Raw genomic sequence first — 14,888 nt, 5'->3', positions numbered from 1 at the left:
AGCTTACGATGCCCCCTCCAAAAGGGCCATCTCCTCCGGGGTTAGGGAGATCCGCAGGGCGTCGGCGTTTTGCCGGGCCTGGTGGGCGTTTTTGGCCCCGGGGATGGGGAGGGCCCCCTTCTCCATCAGGTAGCGGAGGGCGATGGCGGCGGGGCTTGTCCCCTTGGCCTCGGCAAGCCCCTTGAGCACGGGAAGAAGGCGGCGCACCCGGCCCAGGATGGGGCGGTACTTGCTTCCCCGGTAGCCCCTTGGGGGGCGGTCGGGGTCCAGCTTGCCCGTGAGCCAGCCCATGGCCAGGGGGCTATAGGCCATGAGGGCGATGCCCTCCCGCCGGAGGGCGGGCAGGTGGGCCTCCCAGTCCCGCTTGAGGAGGCTAAACTCCACCTGGTTGGCCCAAAGGGGTACCCGGTGGCGCTCCAAGACCCCCTTCACCGCCTCCAGTTGGGCCAAGGAGCAGTTCGCCACCCCCACCCCCCGGGCGAGGCCCCGCTCGTAGGCCTCCGCCAGGGCCTCGGCCCAGACCCTGAGGGGCACGGGGGGCCAGGGCCAGTGGAGGAGGTAGAGGTCCACCGCCTCCACCCCAAGCCGCCCTAGGCTTCCCTTCAGGGCCTTTAGGAGGCTCTTTCTGGAAAGGCGCCAGGGGTAGGGGAAGAACTTGGTGACGAGAAAAGGCCTTTCCCCCGTCTCGGCCATGAAGCGGCCCAAGAGCCTTTCCGAAAGGCCGAACCCGTAGAACTCGGCGGTGTCAAAGAGGCGGAGGCCTGCCCTTAAGCTTTCCCGGAAGGCCTCCTTGAGCTCGGCTTCCCCATAGGCCTCGCCGTAGCCCCAGAAAAGCCGGTCCCCCCAGGCCCAAGTGCCCACGCCCATGGGGTGTTCCCAAAGGGGGTTCATGCCAGGCGGAAGGGGTTGAAGTCCGTGTCCTTGTCGTAAACGTCCAGCCCTTCGGCCCGCTTGAGGAAGCCCACCACGCCGTAGGTTATGGGGAGCATCAGGGCCTCCACCCCCACCTTGAAGACGTAGTTGGAGAGGAAGACGGCGAGGAGCACCTCGCTTGGGAGGACGCCGTAGAAGGCCACGAGGAGGAAGAGCCCCGTGTCCAGCCCCTGGCCCACCAGGGTGGAGCTTAGGGCGCGCAGCCAGAAGAAGCGCCCCCCCGTGCGCACCTTGAGCTTGGCCAGGACGTAGGCGTTGGCGAACTCCCCGGCGAAGTAGGCGAGGAGGCTTCCCAGGACGATCCTGGGGGTGAGGCCGAGGAGGAGGCCGAAGGCTTCGCCAAAGCGGCGGCTTTCCCCGTCCTCTGGGGTGGGGAGGGCGGCCACCCATTGGAAGGTGAGGGTGGCGAGGACCAGGGCCAAGAACCCGATCCAGATGACCCGCCGGCTTTTGCGGTAGCCGTAGACCTCCGTGAGGACGTCCCCGAAGATGTAGGCCAAGGGGAAGAGGAGGGTTCCCCCGTCAAAGGTGAAAGGCCCCAGGACCACGAGCTTGGTGGAGGCCACGTTGGAGACGAGGAGCACCGTGGCGAACAGGGCGGTGATGAGGTCCAGGTACCTCATTCCTCCTCCGGGCGGATGGACGTGATGAAGGGCAGGTTCCGGTCAAACTGGGCCCGGTCCAGGCCGTAGCCGTAGACGTAGGCGTCCTCAATCTCAAAGCCCAGGTAGTGGATGGGGACCTCCACCTGGCGGCGGGAGGGCTTGGAGAGGAGGGCGGCCACGCGGATGGAGTTGGGCTTGCGGGCCTCGAGGTAGTCCAAAAGATAGGAAAGGGTAAGCCCCGTGTCCACGATGTCCTCCACCACGATGACGTCCCGGCCGTGGATGGGTAGCCTCAGGTCCTTGATGAGCTCCACCTCCCCGCTGGAGCGGTAGGCGTTGCCGTAGGAGCTGATGGAGATGAAGTCCAGGGTGAGGGGGAGGGGGATGGCCCGCACCAGGTCGGCCATGAAGATGAAGGCCCCGTTGAGCACGCAGATGAGGTGGGGGGTCTTCCCCTGGTAGTCCTGGGCGATCTGGGCCCCTAGCTCCGCCACCCGTTGGCGTATGGCCTCGGCGCTGATCTGCACGGGTCCGTTCCCCGGCGCGAACATGCCCCTTATTCTAGCCCCACCTGGCGCAAGAGGGCCTTCTCCTCCTCTGGGGAAAGCCTGCGCCACTTGCCCGGGGGCAGGTCCCCGAGCCGGATGGGCCCCACCTGGACCCGGAGAAGCCGCCGCACCGGGTAGCCCACGGCCTTGAGCATCCGGCGCACCTCCCGCTTCCGCCCCTCCCCTAGGGTGAGGAGGGCGCCGCCCGGGGCGGGGCGGCAGGCGAGGGCCTTGGCGGGGCCGTCCTCCAAAAGGACCCCCTTCAAGAGCCTCCGGCAGACGGCTTCCGGCAGGGTGCCCCTTTCCGTCCAGACCCGGTAGACCTTTTTCACCCCATGGCGGGGATGGGTGAGGCGGAAGGTGAGCTCGCCGTCGTTGGTAAAGAGGAGAAGCCCCTCGGAGTCCCGGTCCAGGCGGCCCACGGGGTGGAGGCCGGGGATCTCCGGTAGGAGCTCGTACACGGTCTTTTCCGCATGGGGGTCAAAGCGGGTGGTGGCGTAGCCCTTGGGCTTGTGCAGGGCGAGGACCACCCGCTCGGGCAGGGCCACCCGCCGGCCCGCCACCTCCACGAGGTCCTCGGGCCCCACCTTCTGTCCCAGGCGAGCCACCTCCCCATTCACCCGGACGAGGCCCTGTTGGATCAGGGCCTCCGCCTTCCGGCGGCTCGCCACCCCGGCCCGGGCCAGAAAAGCCTGTAGCCGCATCATGGAAAGTGGGGTTCCCGTTTTTCCTTCAGAGCCTTCAGGCCTTCTTCCAGTTCCTTTCCGGAAAAGCCCAAAAACTCCAAGGCCAAGGAGAGCTCAAAGTGGGGGAGGAAGGTGCGGAGCCAGTGGTTGAGGGCCCGCTTGGTGTGGCTTAGGGCTTCCTTGGGCCCCTTGGCCAGGCGCTCCGCCACCTCAAGCGCCTTTGCGTAGACCGCCTCGTCCTCCACCGCCAGGGCCACCAGGCCAAGCCTTTCCGCCTCCTCCCCGGTGAGGGGCTCGTTGAGGAAGAGGTGGTACTTGGCCTTGGCCAGGCCCACCAGAAGGGGCCAGAGGAGGACCGCATGGTCCCCCGCCGCCACCCCGAGGCGGAGGTGGCCGTCCAGGAGGCGGGCTTGCTTTCCCACCACGGCGATGTCCGCCGCAAGGGCCAGGGCGAGCCCCGCCCCCACCGCCACCTTCTCCACCGCCGCCACCACGGGCCTGGGGAAGTTGAGGGGGCCTAGGACCAGGTCCCGCGCCTCCTCTAGAACGCGCATCAGGGCCTCGTGGGAGGCGCGCATCTCCTCAATGAGGGCAAAGGACCCCCCGGCGGAGAAGACGCCCCCTTCGCCGCGAAGGAGGACGGCGCGGAGGTGGGGGAGGGCCTCGAGGTCCCGCCATACCTGGGAGAGGGCCCGGTGAAGGGGAGGGTCCATGGCGTTGAGCTTTTCCCCTCGGAAGGAGATCTCCAGGACCCCGGGCCTGGGCCAGGCGAAGCGCAGGGAGGGGTACCGTTCGGCTAGGTCCATACGTCCATTCTTCCCGCCCCTTTCCGGTGATACAATCCCCTAGGCATGGCCCTCTACGCGGTGGACAAGCCCCTCCACCTCACCTCGCACGATGCGGTGGAGGAGGCGAGAAAGCGCCTCGGCACCCGCCGGGTGGGGCACACCGGCACCCTGGATCCCTTGGCCACGGGGCTTTTGCTCCTGGTATCCGAGGAGAGCACCAAACTGGTGCCCTTCCTCTCCGGGGAGGACAAGGAGTACATCGCCTGGGTTTCCTTCGGGGCCACCACGCCCACCTTGGATGCGGAAGGCCCCGTGAGCGAGGAGGCCCCGGTGCGCTTTGACCGCAAGGACCTGGAAAGCGCCCTCCCTTCCTTCCTGGCCCTAAAGGAGCAGGTGCCGCCCCTCTACTCCGCCATCAAGGTGGGGGGCAAGCGGGCCTACGAGGCGGCCCGGGAGGGGAAACCCCTGGAGCTCGGCCCGAGACCGGTGCGGTATGTGGAGGTGGAGCTCCTCGCCTTTGACCCCAAGCCCATTCCCCACCCCATCGCCCCCTCGGCCAAGGGGTGGCGGCTTGCGGAGAAGGGCGGGCGCAAGGTGGAGCTCCCGAAGCCCCTTGGGGACTATCCCACGGCGGTCATCCGCCTGGTGGTGGGCCCGGGCACCTACGTGCGGGCCTTCGCCCGGGACCTGGGGGAAAAGCTCAGGACCAAGGCCTTCCTCTCGGGGCTCGTGCGCACCCGCATCGGCAAGGTGGGCCTGGAACGGGCGGTGCGGCTTTCGGAGCTTTCCCCGGAGAAGGCCATCCCCGAGGTGGACGTCCTGCCCTTCCCCGTGGTGGAGCTTTCCCACACCGAGGCCAGGCGGGTCTTGGAAGGGGTGCCCCTTCCCATCCCCGCCCTGGGATACGTGACCCTGGTAGACTCCCGCAGGCGGCTTCTGGCCATCGCGGAGGGCGACGGCTTCAAGCTTAAGATCAAACGGGTGTTCGTAAAGGAGGCGTGAGATGACCATCGGCGTACCCAAGGAGATCAAGACCCTGGAGAACCGCGTGGCCCTGACCCCGGGCGGGGTGGAGAGCCTGGTGAAGCGGGGGCATACCGTTTTGGTGGAGCGGGGGGCGGGGGTAGGCTCGGGCCTATCCGACGCCGAGTACGAGCGGGCCGGGGCCCACCTGGTAAGCCGCGAGGAGGCCTGGAAGGCGGAGATGGTGGTGAAGGTGAAAGAGCCCCTGCCCGAGGAGTACCCCTTTTTGCGGGAGGGGCTCATCCTCTTCACCTACCTCCACCTGGCGGCGGACCGCGCCCTCACCGAGGCCATGCTCCGAAGCGGGGTCACGGGCATCGCCTACGAAACGGTGCAGCTTCCCGATGGCTCCTTGCCCCTTCTCGTTCCCATGAGCGAGGTGGCGGGGCGCATGGCTCCCCAGGTGGGGGCGCAGTTCCTGGAGAAGCCCCACGGGGGGCGGGGGGTGCTTTTGGGTGGGGTGCCCGGGGTGGCCCCGGCCAGCGTGGTCATCCTGGGGGGCGGCACCGTGGGCACCAACGCCGCCAAGATCGCCTTGGGGATGGGGGCGCAGGTGACCATCCTGGACGTGAACCACAAGCGCCTCCAGTACCTGGACGACGTGTTTGGCGGGCGGGTGGTGACCCTCACCGCCACCGAGGCCAACATCAAGAAGAGCATCCAGCACGCCGACCTCCTCATCGGGGCGGTCTTGGTGCCGGGGGCCAAGGCGCCCAAGCTGGTCACCCGGGACATGCTCCCCCTGATGAAGGAGGGTTCGGTCATCGTGGACGTGGCCGTGGACCAGGGGGGGTGCGTGGAGACCATCCGCCCCACCACCCACGCCGAGCCCACCTACGTGGTGGACGGGGTGGTGCACTACGGGGTGGCCAACATGCCCGGGGCGGTGCCCCGCACCTCCACCTTTGCCCTCACCAACCAGACCCTGCCCTACGTGCTCAAGCTGGCGGAGAAGGGCTTGGAGGCCCTCTGGGAAGACGGGGCCCTCCTCAAGGGGTTAAACACCCACAAGGGCCTCCTCACCCACCCGGGGGTGGCGGAGGCCTTTGGCCTCCCTTACACGCCTCCCGAGGAGGCCTTAAGGAGGTAGCGTGCAAGGGCGCGTGACGGTGACGGAAGCCGCCTTGGCCTCCCTTCTGGCCCTGGCGGCCCACGAGGTGCCGGGGGTGGTGGGCATGGCCCCGGCGGGCCTTAAGGAGCAGGTGGTGCGCATCCTGGGGCGGCAGGAGGCGAGCGAGGGGGTGGTGGTGCGCCCGGACCCGGCGAACCCGGGGAAGTACGCCGCCGACTTCTACGTGGTGGTGGCTTTGGGGGCCCGCATCCCCACGGTGGTGGAGTCCTTGGCGGAACGGGTGGCCTTCGCCGCCAAGCATCTGGCGGGGGTGGAGCTTTCCCAGGTGCGGGTGCACGTGGTGGGGGTGGGGCGTGCGTAGCTGGGCCCCGGGCGAGCTGGCTGAGGCCTTCCGCTACGCCACGGACTGGTTCCGGGTGTACGTGGAAGAGCTCAACGCCTTGAACGTCTACCCGGTGCCCGATGGGGACACAGGCACCAACATGCACCTAACCCTGCAGTCCGCCCGGCGGGAGCTGGACCTGGCCGACACCTCCCAGATGGCGGAGGTGGCCCGGGCCATCGCCTATGGGAGCCTCTTGGGGGCCCGGGGGAATAGCGGGGTCATCCTTTCCCAGATCCTCAAGGGCTTCGCCGAGGCCCTTCGCAAAAAGGAGGCCCTGGACCCTCCCACCCTGGTGGAAGCCCTGCGCCTGGGGGCGGAAACGGGCTACAAGGCGGTGATGAAGCCCGTGGAGGGGACCATCCTCACCGTGGCCCGGGCGGCGGGGGAGGGGGCCAGGGGGGATACCCTCGAGGCCGTCCTCACCTCCGCCCTTCAGGCGGCCCGGGAAGCCTTGGCCCGCACCCCAGAGCTCCTTCCCGTGCTCAAGCAGGCGGGGGTGGTGGACGCCGGGGGGGCGGGGTACGTGCGCTTTTTGGAGGGCATTCAAGGCTATGCCCTAAAGCTCCCCCTCCCCGAGCCCCCCAAGGTGGAGCGCTACGCCCAGACCGCCTTCGCCACGGAGGTGTTCGGCTACTGCACCGAGTTCCTCATGGAGGGGGTAGAGGTCCCCATAGAGAAGATCCGGGAGGTGGTGGCGCCCTTTGGGGACTCCCTCTTGGTGGTGGGGGCGGAGGGCTACGTGAAGGGGCACATCCACACCGACGACCCCGATGGCCTTCTCTCCGCCGTGGCCCGCTTTGGCCGCATGGTGCGGACCAAGGTGGAGGACATGACCGAGCAACACACGGAGATCCTGGCCATGGCCGGGGCCTCCGAGGTGCCCCCGCCCCCCACGGGCCTGGTGGCCGTGGCCTTGGGCCATGGGGTGGCCCGGGTCTTCCGCAGCCTAGGGGCGCGGGTGGTGGCGGGGGGGCAGACGCAAAACCCTAGCGTGGAGGACCTGCTTTCCGCCATCAGGAGCGTGCCGAGCCCCAAGGTGATCCTCCTGCCCAACAACCCCAACGTCTTCCTGGCGGCGGAGGAGGCGGCCAAGCTAGCGAAGGAGGCGGGCAAGGAGGTGTACGTCCTCAAGACCCGTACCCTGGGCCAGGGGTTGGCGGCGGCGGTGCGCTACCTCCCTGAGGCGGAGCCCGAGGAGCTCCTTCCCGAGATGGAGGAGGCGGCCAAGGGGGCTACTACCCTCGAGGTCACCTGGGCGAGCCGGGATGCGGAGGTGGATGGGGTTAGGGTCCTCAAGGACAAGCCCATCGGCCTTCTGGACGGGAAGCTCGTCCTGGTGGGGGAAACGCCGGAGGAGGTCTTGGAGGGCCTCGTGCGCCTGGCCCAGGAGGGGAAGGAGGTCCTCACCCTCTTCCTCGGCCCCAACACCCCCAAGGAGAAGGCGGAGGAGGTGGCCCAGAGGTTCCCCGAGCTTGCGGTGGAGATCCTGCCGGGGGGGCCGGACCTCTACGCCTACCTGGGGGTCTTAGAGTAGCTAAAGGAAGCCCTAAGCCTTCCCCCTTTTCCTCGGGTTATCCTGAAGGGAAAGGGGGTTTCTAGGTTGCGTACCGGTTTGGGACTCCTCTTGTTGCTGGCCTTGGCGGGGTGTGGCCTCGAGGCCGCACCCCCGGTGAGCGGGGACCTTCCGGTGGGCGGCTACGCCATGGCCGACCTGCCCCCGGCCCAGGAAAGCGGGAGCACCTTAAGGCCCGGGGTAAAGGTGTACCGCATCGCCCCTTCCGCCACCCAGGCCCTCCAGATAGCGGCGGTTTCCTCCACCTTGGGGCTTAGCGCTCGCCTCCGCCTCGTCCTTCTGGACGATAGGGGCGTGTTCCAGGCGGTGAGCGTAGCCCGGAACTGGTTCGCCGCCTCTTCTGAGCTTACCCCCCTGGCCCTCCGCCCCCAGATTACCCTGGACCCCGGCTACCGCCTGAACTTTAAGGGCGAGGGGGGGCGGTTCTACTACCTCCGGGTGGAGAACTACGCCCTAAGCGGGGACCGGGTGACCCTTTACGCCCAAGCCTTCACCCCCAATCCCGCAGGGCAGGGGGAGGCTTTCTCTTCGGGAACGAAAACGGGGGCCATAGAGTTCGTGGGCGAGTTTGACCGCTACAACGTGAACTCGGCCACGGGCTACCTGCGCTTCGCCTACGCGGGCCCCTTGGACCTGGTGGCCCTTCTCTATAACGGCCACGGGGACCTGTACCCCAGGGTCCTGGACCCGGTGGTGAACTGCGCCCCCGTTTCCCCGGCCACGCTTTTGGTGGTGCGGGACCGGGGGTGGGCGCGGGCGGGGTTTGACGAGGAGGGAAGCGGGCGGTACACCCTCACCCTCTCCGACACCCCCTGCCCTTAGGCTGTTTGAAGGGAATGAGGCTAAGCTAAAGGTCCTTTAGCGATTTCTAATCGCACCCCGCCAGAACTTGTCCCTGTCTGGCGGGGTTTTTAAGACATTAGAGCTACCCTAAAGTGCTCAGCGCCGCGCTCCATGAGGGAAGCCCCTCATGGTTCTCAGAGACCTCCTGGCTTTCCACGCATACTTGGGGGCGCTATGCGGGGTTTAGCCATGACGCTCCTCCTCGCCCTCGCCATTGCGGGGGGCTTCGCCCAGGAGGCGAAAAAGGTCCTGGTCCTCCAGGCCACGGCCTACACGTCCAGCGTTCGGGAAACCGACGCCACCCCCTTCGTCACCGCCACGGGGATGCGCACCCGGCTTGGGGTGTTGGCGGTGAGCCGGGACCTCCTCAAGGTGCTCCCCTACGGGACCAAGGTGCGCCTACGGGATCTGGGGAGCGTGTACGGGAGGGGGAAGGGCCAGTTTGATTACCTCTTCCAAGGCCGCATCTTCGTGGTGGCGGACGTGATGCACCCCAGGATGCGGGAAAAGGTGGACGTCTGGCTTCCCGACCGGGCCACGGCGGTGCGCTTCGGCCGCCGCTGGGTGGCGCTGGAGGTGGTGGAGTACCCCCGGCGCTAGGTATCCTGGCCTCGTGCGCTTCGCCCTCTTCCTCGCCTGGGCCCACCTAAAGCGAAGACCGCTTCAGACGGCCTTGGCCCTTCTCGGTATAGGGGTGGGGGTGGCGGTGCTCCTCGCCGCCCTTTCCCTCACCAATGGCTTCGTGAGCGGCCTGGTCCGGGCCACGCTCAAGGCGTACCCCCACCTCGTCCTCTTTAGCCTAGGGGAGGCGCTTCCGCCCCTCCCTCCCCACCCCGAGGTGGAGAGGGCGGCGCCCTTCGCCGCCACCAAGGCCCTCCTCACCCGCCCGGCGGAAGGGGCCCGGGGGCCTGGGGTGGACTTCGCCACCTTGGTGGGCCTAGGGGAAGGGGGGGAGGCCCTCTATCCCGAGCTCGGCCTGAGGCTGGAGCCGGGGGGCATCTACCTGGGCTCGGCCCTGATGCAGTCCTTGGGGGCGGTGGTGGGGGACCGGATCTATGCCCTCTCCGCCACCCAGGAGCGGGTGGCGCTTCGGGTCCTGGGGTCCTTTCGCACAGGGAACTATCTCCTGGACTCCGGTTACGCCTTCGTGGACCTGGGCGCCGTGGAAAAGCTTTCGGGCCTAAAGGCCCAGGGCTACCAGGTGCGGCTTAAGGACCCCTGGCGGGCCAAAGAGGTGGGGCTCGCCCTGGCGGGTACCCGCTTCTTCCCCCAGGCCTGGCAGGACACCCAGCGCACCCTCCTGGAGCAGCTTTCCCTGCAAAAGCGGGTTTTGGGCATCCTGGTCTTCCTCATCGTGGCCGTGGCCGCCCTGGGGGTGGCGAACCTCTTGGTGCTCAAGGTGGTGGAGAAGACCCCGGAGATCGCCCTCCTGCGGGCCATGGGCGCCTCGAGGGCCACCGTGGGCTTGGTCTTCGCCCTGGAGGGGGTCTTTTTGGGGGCGGGGGGCGTTCTCCTGGGCAACCTTCTCGGCTACCTCCTCTGCCTCTACCTGGCCCTTCGGCCCTTGGACCTCCCGGGGGAGCTATACTTCCTCACCCACCTGCCGGTGGAGATGCGCCCAGGGGATTTCCTGGTGGTGAGCGGGGCGAGCCTTCTCGCCACCTTCCTCTCCTCCCTCCTTCCCCTTTTCCGCGCCCTCCGGGTCCAGCCCGGGGTGGTCCTAAGGTAGTTGCACAAGCGGGGCCTGTGCCCTAAACTCTTCTGGGCGGGCCGGTGTAGCTCAGCGGTAGAGCAACCGCCTCGTAAGCGGTAGGCCGCCGGTTCAAATCCGGCCACCGGCTCCAAACCTCCCCGCCTGCGGGCGGGGGTCTTTTTTGCAGGGCTTTACCCAAAACTCCTTCCTCGCCCTCCCTTAGCCTGCTTCAAGAGTTCTTGGGTGACTTCATAGTTGAGCAGGCGAACCAGGCCCCTCAGGAGCAGGTACGGACCATCCCTCTCGCTGGGCAGCCCCAGCTTGCCCCCGAGCTGCAAAAGAAACCCCTTGAACGGATCCCCCAACCGCTCAACTTCCCAAAGGAACACCGCCAGCCCCAGCAAAACCGCCACCACCTTCCGGATCCGGGCAAGCCCCCGCACCTGGAAGGTCTCAAGCCCCAGCCCCGTCTTCAAAAGCCGGAAGAACCGCTCCACCTCCCACCGCCTGCGGTACGCCTCCACCACCTGCGCCGCCTCCTCCCTCCCCCTCACCGGCAAGCTGGTCAGTAGCCACCACTCCCCACGCCGCCCCAGGGCTGGCACCCGGCAGACCACCAGGTGGAGCCGCCTCCCCTCCACCTCCACCTCCCTCCATCCGAAGTGGAGCCGCACCCGCTGGTACCTGCCCCCTACCCTCAGCTCCACCTCCTCCCCACAGGGAAGGGCCAGGGAAGAAGCCACCTTCGCCAGAGAACCCCCCTCCCCAAGCTTCCGGTCCCGGTAGACCCGCACCACGAACTCCTCCCCCAGGGCCAGCACCTGCCCAAACACCTTCCGGTCGTCAAACCCCCGGTCCGCCACATACACCAGCCTCCTGCCCACGCCCCCCAATCGCTCCCGGGCCGCCTCAATGGCTCCCTCCACCTCCTTGGGCAGGCTGGCAAACCCCCTCTCCCCGTAGGCCACCAGGTGGGCGTACCCCAGGGCCAGCCGCCCCGCGGGGTCCAACCCCAGGGCGGTGAGGAGCTCGTACCCGGGCCGCCTATCCTTCCCCACCCGGGCTATCCCCTCCAGGGCCCGGGCATAGGGCTTGGCCACCGGGCTCAGGTCCAGGAGGACCAGAACCTCCTCACCCTCCAGGGCAGTCGCGCTCTCCTGATAGACCCGGTCAAGGAGGGCTTCTGCCTCCACCCGTGGGTTGGACAGGAAGCGGTAAAGGGCTTTGGCCTGGTGGAAGCGGTTCTGGAGGGGAGAAGGGAGCGAGGCCACCATCTCGCTCACCCGGGCTGAGCCTGCGGCCAAGGCGCCCCGCACCACCTCTTCAAACCGTCGGTGGAGGCGCTTATCGGGGGAAAACGCTCGCAAAACGGCCCGTGAACTCCTGGAGCCTGGCCTCGGCCACCTTGAGCATGTCCATGGATCACCCCCGGTACCAGATACGGGCTGCGCCCGCAAGGGGAGATTTACCACGAAACGGAGATGTGGGTAAAGTCCTGTTTTTTGCGCTTGCCAAAAGGTCCAAGGCCCTGTACACTAGGCAAGTTGAGGGCCCTCAGGGCCAGCCCCTGGTCCTGAGGGTGGTGCCCTGTGCGGGCTAAACCGGGAACCTTCCCGGGTGGATCTTGAGAACACGGGGGCAAGTCCAAGAAGAAGGGAGTGGTGGCACTGCCGACGATCAACCAGCTAGTCAGAAAGGGCCGCGAGAAGGTCCAAAAGAAGAGCAAGGTTCCGGCCTTGAAGGGCTCGCCCTTCCGCCGGGGAGTGTGCACGGTGGTGCGTACGGTCACCCCCAAGAAGCCCAACTCCGCCTTGCGGAAGGTGGCCAAGGTGCGCCTGACCTCGGGCTACGAGGTCACCGCCTACATTCCCGGCGAGGGGCACAACCTCCAGGAGCACTCCGTGGTCCTCGTCCGGGGCGGCCGTGTGAAGGACCTTCCGGGTGTGCGCTACCACATCGTCCGTGGGGTTTACGACGCCCAGGGCGTGAAGGACCGGAAGAAGAGCCGCTCCAAGTACGGGACCAAGAAGCCCAAGGAGACCAAGGGCGCGGCCCCGGCCAAGAAGAAGTAGGTGAACTATGGCGCGGAGAAGAAGAGCAGAGGTACGCCAACTCCAGCCCGACCTGGTCTACGGGGATGTGGTGGTGTCGGCCTTCATCAACAAAATCATGCGGGATGGGAAGAAGAACCTGGCCGCCCGCATCTTCTACGAGGCCTGCCGCATCATCCAGGAAAAGACCGGGCAGGAGCCTTTGAAGGTCTTTAAGCAGGCGGTGGAGAACGTGAAGCCCCGCATGGAGGTGCGTTCCCGCCGCGTGGGTGGGGCCAACTACCAGGTGCCCATGGAGGTTCCTCCCCGCAGGCAGCAGTCCTTGGCCCTGCGCTGGCTGGTGCAGGCGGCCAACCAACGCCCCGAACGCGGCGCTGCGGTGCGCATCGCCCACGAGCTCATGGACGCTGCCGAGGGCAAGGGCGGGGCGGTCAAGAAGAAGGAGGACGTGGAGCGCATGGCCGAGGCCAACCGCGCCTACGCCCATTACCGGTGGTAAGCCATGGCGGTTAAGGTAGCTTACGATCTAAAGAGGCTCCGCAACATCGGCATCGCCGCGCACATTGACGCCGGCAAGACCACCACCACCGAGCGCATCCTCTACTACACCGGCAAGATCCACAAGATCGGTGAGGTCCACGAGGGCGCGGCCACCATGGACTTCATGGAGCAGGAGCGGGAACGGGGCATCACCATCACCGCCGCCGTGACCACCTGCTTCTGGAAGGACCACCGGATCAACATCATTGATACCCCAGGCCACGTGGACTTCACCATTGAGGTGGAGCGCTCCATGCGGGTGCTGGACGGGGCCATCGTGGTCTTTGACTCCAGCCAAGGGGTGGAGCCCCAGTCGGAAACCGTCTGGCGCCAGGCGGAAAAGTACAGGGTGCCTCGCATCGCCTTCGCCAACAAGATGGACAAGACGGGGGCCGACCTTTGGCTGGTGATCCGCACCATGCAGGAGCGCCTGGGGGCGCGCCCGGTGGTGATGCAGCTTCCCATCGGCCGGGAGGACACGTTCTCGGGGATCATTGACGTGCTCCGGATGAAGGCCTACACCTACGGCAACGACCTGGGCACGGACATTCGGGAGATCCCCATCCCCGAGGAGTACCTGGACCAGGCCCGGGAGTACCACGAGAAGCTCATTGAGACCGCCGCCGACTTTGACGAGAACGTCATGCTCAAGTACCTCGAGGGCGAAGAGCCCACGGAGGAAGAGCTGGTGGCGGCCATCCGCAAGGGCACCATTGACATCAAGATCACCCCGGTGTTCCTGGGCTCGGCCCTGAAGAACAAGGGGGTCCAGCTCCTCCTGGATGCGGTGGTGGATTACCTGCCCTCCCCCTTGGACATCCCCCCCATCAAGGGGACCACACCGGAAGGGGAGGAGGTGGAGATCCACCCCGACCCCGATGGCCCTCTGGCGGCCCTGGCCTTCAAGATCATGGCCGATCCCTATGTGGGCCGGCTTACCTTTATCCGCGTCTACTCTGGCACCCTTACCTCCGGCTCCTACGTGTACAACACCACCAAGGGGCGCAAGGAGCGGGTGGCCCGGCTCCTGAGGATGCACGCCAACCACCGGGAAGAGGTGGAGGAGCTCAAGGCCGGTGACCTGGGGGCGGTGGTGGGCCTGAAGGAAACCATCACCGGGGACACCCTGGTGGGCGAGGACGCCCCCCGGATTGTCCTGGAGTCCATTGAGGTGCCTGAGCCGGTCATTGACGTGGCCATTGAGCCCAAGACCAAGGCGGACCAGGACAAGCTCTCCCAGGCCTTGGCCCGCTTGGCGGAGGAGGACCCCACCTTCCGCGTGTCCACCCACCCCGAAACCGGCCAGACCATCATCTCCGGGATGGGGGAGCTCCACCTGGAGATCATCGTGGACCGGCTCAAGCGGGAGTTTAAGGTGGACGCCAACGTGGGCAAGCCCCAGGTGGCCTACCGGGAGACCATCACCCGCCCCGTGGACGTGGAGGGCAAGTTCATCCGCCAAACCGGCGGCCGCGGCCAGTACGGCCACGTGAAGATCAAGGTCGAGCCCTTGCCTCGAGGCTCCGGCTTTGAGTTCGTCAACGCCATCGTGGGCGGCGTGATCCCCAAGGAATACATCCCCGCCGTGCAGAAGGGCATTGAGGAGGCCATGCAGTCGGGTCCCCTCATCGGCTTCCCCGTGGTGGACGTCAAGGTCACCCTCTACGACGGCTCCTACCACGAGGTGGACTCCTCGGAAATGGCCTTCAAGATCGCCGGCTCCATGGCCATCAAGGAGGCGGTGCAGAAGGGGGACCCGGTGATCCTCGAGCCCATCATGCGGGTGGAGGTCACCACGCCCGAGGAGTACATGGGGGACGTCATCGGCGACCTGAACTCCCGCCGGGGCCAGATCCTGGGGATGGAACCCCGGGGCAACGCCCAGGTGATCCGGGCCTACGTCCCCCTGGCGGAGATGTTCGGCTACGCCACCGATCTAAGGTCCAAGACCCAAGGACGGGGCTCCTTCGTCATGTTCTTTGACCACTACCAGGAGGTCCCCAAGCAGGTGCAGGAGAAGCTCATCAAGGGGCAGTAAGGACGCTTTAGGGGTGGGCCCTGGGGCCCACCCGTGTTTGCCGAAAGGAGAGCGAAGATGGCCAAGGGCGAGTTTATCCGGACGAAGCCTCACGTGAACGTGGGGACGAT

At 67.0% G+C, this 14,888-nt stretch carries 16 protein-coding genes and 1 tRNA gene; 11 read left to right on the top strand and 6 right to left on the bottom strand.

The window, feature by feature from the left end; genetic code table 11:
• Positions 1–3 precede the first annotated feature (3 nt).
• The 5 genes from L0C60_RS09285 to L0C60_RS09265 are packed head-to-tail and all read right to left on the bottom strand — an operon-like array spanning position 4 to position 3,578.
• Complete coding sequence (locus tag L0C60_RS09285; protein ID WP_234508341.1) at positions 4–891, bottom strand: aldo/keto reductase; 888 nt, start codon at positions 889–891, stop codon at positions 4–6.
• A complete protein-coding gene (locus L0C60_RS09280) occupies positions 888–1,556 on the bottom strand; it encodes a queuosine precursor transporter (protein WP_234508339.1) in 669 nt (222 codons plus the stop codon). The genes L0C60_RS09285 and L0C60_RS09280 overlap by 4 nt, the downstream gene beginning before the upstream one ends.
• Entirely contained in the window at positions 1,553–2,089 is a 537-nt protein-coding gene (gene hpt, locus L0C60_RS09275) for a hypoxanthine phosphoribosyltransferase (protein WP_234508337.1), read from the bottom strand. Before hpt ends, L0C60_RS09280 begins: the two co-directional genes overlap by 4 nt.
• A 5-nt stretch (positions 2,090–2,094) precedes the next feature.
• Positions 2,095–2,790, bottom strand: coding sequence for a pseudouridine synthase (locus L0C60_RS09270; RefSeq protein ID WP_234508461.1), 696 nt, complete (start codon positions 2,788–2,790; stop codon positions 2,095–2,097).
• Positions 2,790–3,578: an enoyl-CoA hydratase/isomerase family protein gene (locus L0C60_RS09265; RefSeq protein WP_234508335.1), complete on the bottom strand. Its 789-nt coding sequence runs from the start codon at positions 3,576–3,578 to the stop codon at positions 2,790–2,792. Before L0C60_RS09265 ends, L0C60_RS09270 begins: the two co-directional genes overlap by 1 nt.
• Before the next feature lie 45 nt (positions 3,579–3,623).
• Between L0C60_RS09265 and truB the strand changes: the two genes are divergently transcribed.
• The 8 genes from truB to L0C60_RS09225 all read left to right on the top strand — a co-directional run bounded on the left by truB (position 3,624) and on the right by L0C60_RS09225 (position 10,300).
• The gene (gene truB / locus L0C60_RS09260) at positions 3,624–4,562 is read left to right on the top strand and encodes a tRNA pseudouridine(55) synthase TruB (RefSeq protein ID WP_234508333.1); all 939 of its coding nucleotides are present in this window, start codon (positions 3,624–3,626) and stop codon (positions 4,560–4,562) included.
• Between the two features lies 1 nt (position 4,563).
• Positions 4,564–5,673: an alanine dehydrogenase gene (ald, locus tag L0C60_RS09255; RefSeq protein WP_234508331.1), complete on the top strand. Its 1,110-nt coding sequence runs from the start codon at positions 4,564–4,566 to the stop codon at positions 5,671–5,673.
• Between the two features lies 1 nt (position 5,674).
• Entirely contained in the window at positions 5,675–6,016 is a 342-nt protein-coding gene (locus L0C60_RS09250; RefSeq protein WP_234508329.1) for an Asp23/Gls24 family envelope stress response protein, read from the top strand.
• Positions 6,009–7,574, top strand: coding sequence for a DAK2 domain-containing protein (locus tag L0C60_RS09245; RefSeq protein ID WP_243092688.1), 1,566 nt, complete (start codon positions 6,009–6,011; stop codon positions 7,572–7,574). The genes L0C60_RS09250 and L0C60_RS09245 overlap by 8 nt, the downstream gene beginning before the upstream one ends.
• Before the next feature lie 78 nt (positions 7,575–7,652).
• A complete protein-coding gene (locus L0C60_RS09240; protein ID WP_234508325.1) occupies positions 7,653–8,435 on the top strand; it encodes a hypothetical protein in 783 nt (260 codons plus the stop codon).
• A 195-nt stretch (positions 8,436–8,630) separates the two neighbouring features.
• Positions 8,631–9,056, top strand: a complete 426-nt coding sequence (locus L0C60_RS09235; RefSeq protein WP_234508323.1) for a 3D domain-containing protein — start codon at positions 8,631–8,633, stop codon at positions 9,054–9,056.
• A 13-nt stretch (positions 9,057–9,069) separates the two neighbouring features.
• A complete protein-coding gene (locus L0C60_RS09230) occupies positions 9,070–10,185 on the top strand; it encodes an ABC transporter permease (RefSeq protein WP_234508321.1) in 1,116 nt (371 codons plus the stop codon).
• A 40-nt stretch (positions 10,186–10,225) separates the two neighbouring features.
• Positions 10,226–10,300 (top strand) — tRNA-Thr (locus tag L0C60_RS09225).
• A 40-nt stretch (positions 10,301–10,340) separates the two neighbouring features.
• On the opposite strand, the gene L0C60_RS09220 is transcribed toward L0C60_RS09225, so the two are convergent.
• A complete protein-coding gene (locus L0C60_RS09220) occupies positions 10,341–11,465 on the bottom strand; it encodes a transposase (protein WP_008632315.1) in 1,125 nt (374 codons plus the stop codon).
• Between the two features lie 342 nt (positions 11,466–11,807).
• Between L0C60_RS09220 and rpsL the strand changes: the two genes are divergently transcribed.
• Genes rpsL through fusA form a run of 3 tightly spaced genes read left to right on the top strand, consistent with a single transcriptional unit; the run spans position 11,808 to position 14,778 of the window.
• Positions 11,808–12,221, top strand: coding sequence for a 30S ribosomal protein S12 (gene rpsL, locus L0C60_RS09215; protein ID WP_460414162.1), 414 nt, complete (start codon positions 11,808–11,810; stop codon positions 12,219–12,221).
• Positions 12,222–12,228: 7 nt separating this feature from the next.
• A complete protein-coding gene (rpsG, locus tag L0C60_RS09210) occupies positions 12,229–12,699 on the top strand; it encodes a 30S ribosomal protein S7 (protein ID WP_234508319.1) in 471 nt (156 codons plus the stop codon).
• 3 nt (positions 12,700–12,702) lie between these two features.
• Positions 12,703–14,778: an elongation factor G gene (fusA, locus tag L0C60_RS09205; protein ID WP_234508316.1), complete on the top strand. Its 2,076-nt coding sequence runs from the start codon at positions 12,703–12,705 to the stop codon at positions 14,776–14,778.
• The last annotated feature ends 110 nt before the right edge of the window (positions 14,779–14,888 follow it).

Source organism: Thermus hydrothermalis (assembly GCF_022760925.1).
Lineage (GTDB): Bacteria > Deinococcota > Deinococci > Deinococcales > Thermaceae > Thermus > Thermus hydrothermalis.
This window is presented reverse-complemented; position numbering and strand designations above follow the sequence as displayed.

Coding starts and splice junctions, on each gene's coding strand:
- fusA (WP_234508316.1), top strand. CDS start 12,703: ATGGCGGTTAAGGTAGCTTACGATCTAAAGAGGCTCCGCAACATCGGC.
- L0C60_RS09285 (WP_234508341.1), bottom strand. CDS start 891: ATGAACCCCCTTTGGGAACACCCCATGGGCGTGGGCACTTGGGCCTGG.
- ald (WP_234508331.1), top strand. CDS start 4,564: ATGACCATCGGCGTACCCAAGGAGATCAAGACCCTGGAGAACCGCGTG.
- L0C60_RS09270 (WP_234508461.1), bottom strand. CDS start 2,790: ATGCGGCTACAGGCTTTTCTGGCCCGGGCCGGGGTGGCGAGCCGCCGG.
- L0C60_RS09280 (WP_234508339.1), bottom strand. CDS start 1,556: ATGAGGTACCTGGACCTCATCACCGCCCTGTTCGCCACGGTGCTCCTC.
- hpt (WP_234508337.1), bottom strand. CDS start 2,089: ATGTTCGCGCCGGGGAACGGACCCGTGCAGATCAGCGCCGAGGCCATA.
- truB (WP_234508333.1), top strand. CDS start 3,624: ATGGCCCTCTACGCGGTGGACAAGCCCCTCCACCTCACCTCGCACGAT.
- L0C60_RS09235 (WP_234508323.1), top strand. CDS start 8,631: ATGCGGGGTTTAGCCATGACGCTCCTCCTCGCCCTCGCCATTGCGGGG.
- rpsG (WP_234508319.1), top strand. CDS start 12,229: ATGGCGCGGAGAAGAAGAGCAGAGGTACGCCAACTCCAGCCCGACCTG.
- L0C60_RS09265 (WP_234508335.1), bottom strand. CDS start 3,578: ATGGACCTAGCCGAACGGTACCCCTCCCTGCGCTTCGCCTGGCCCAGG.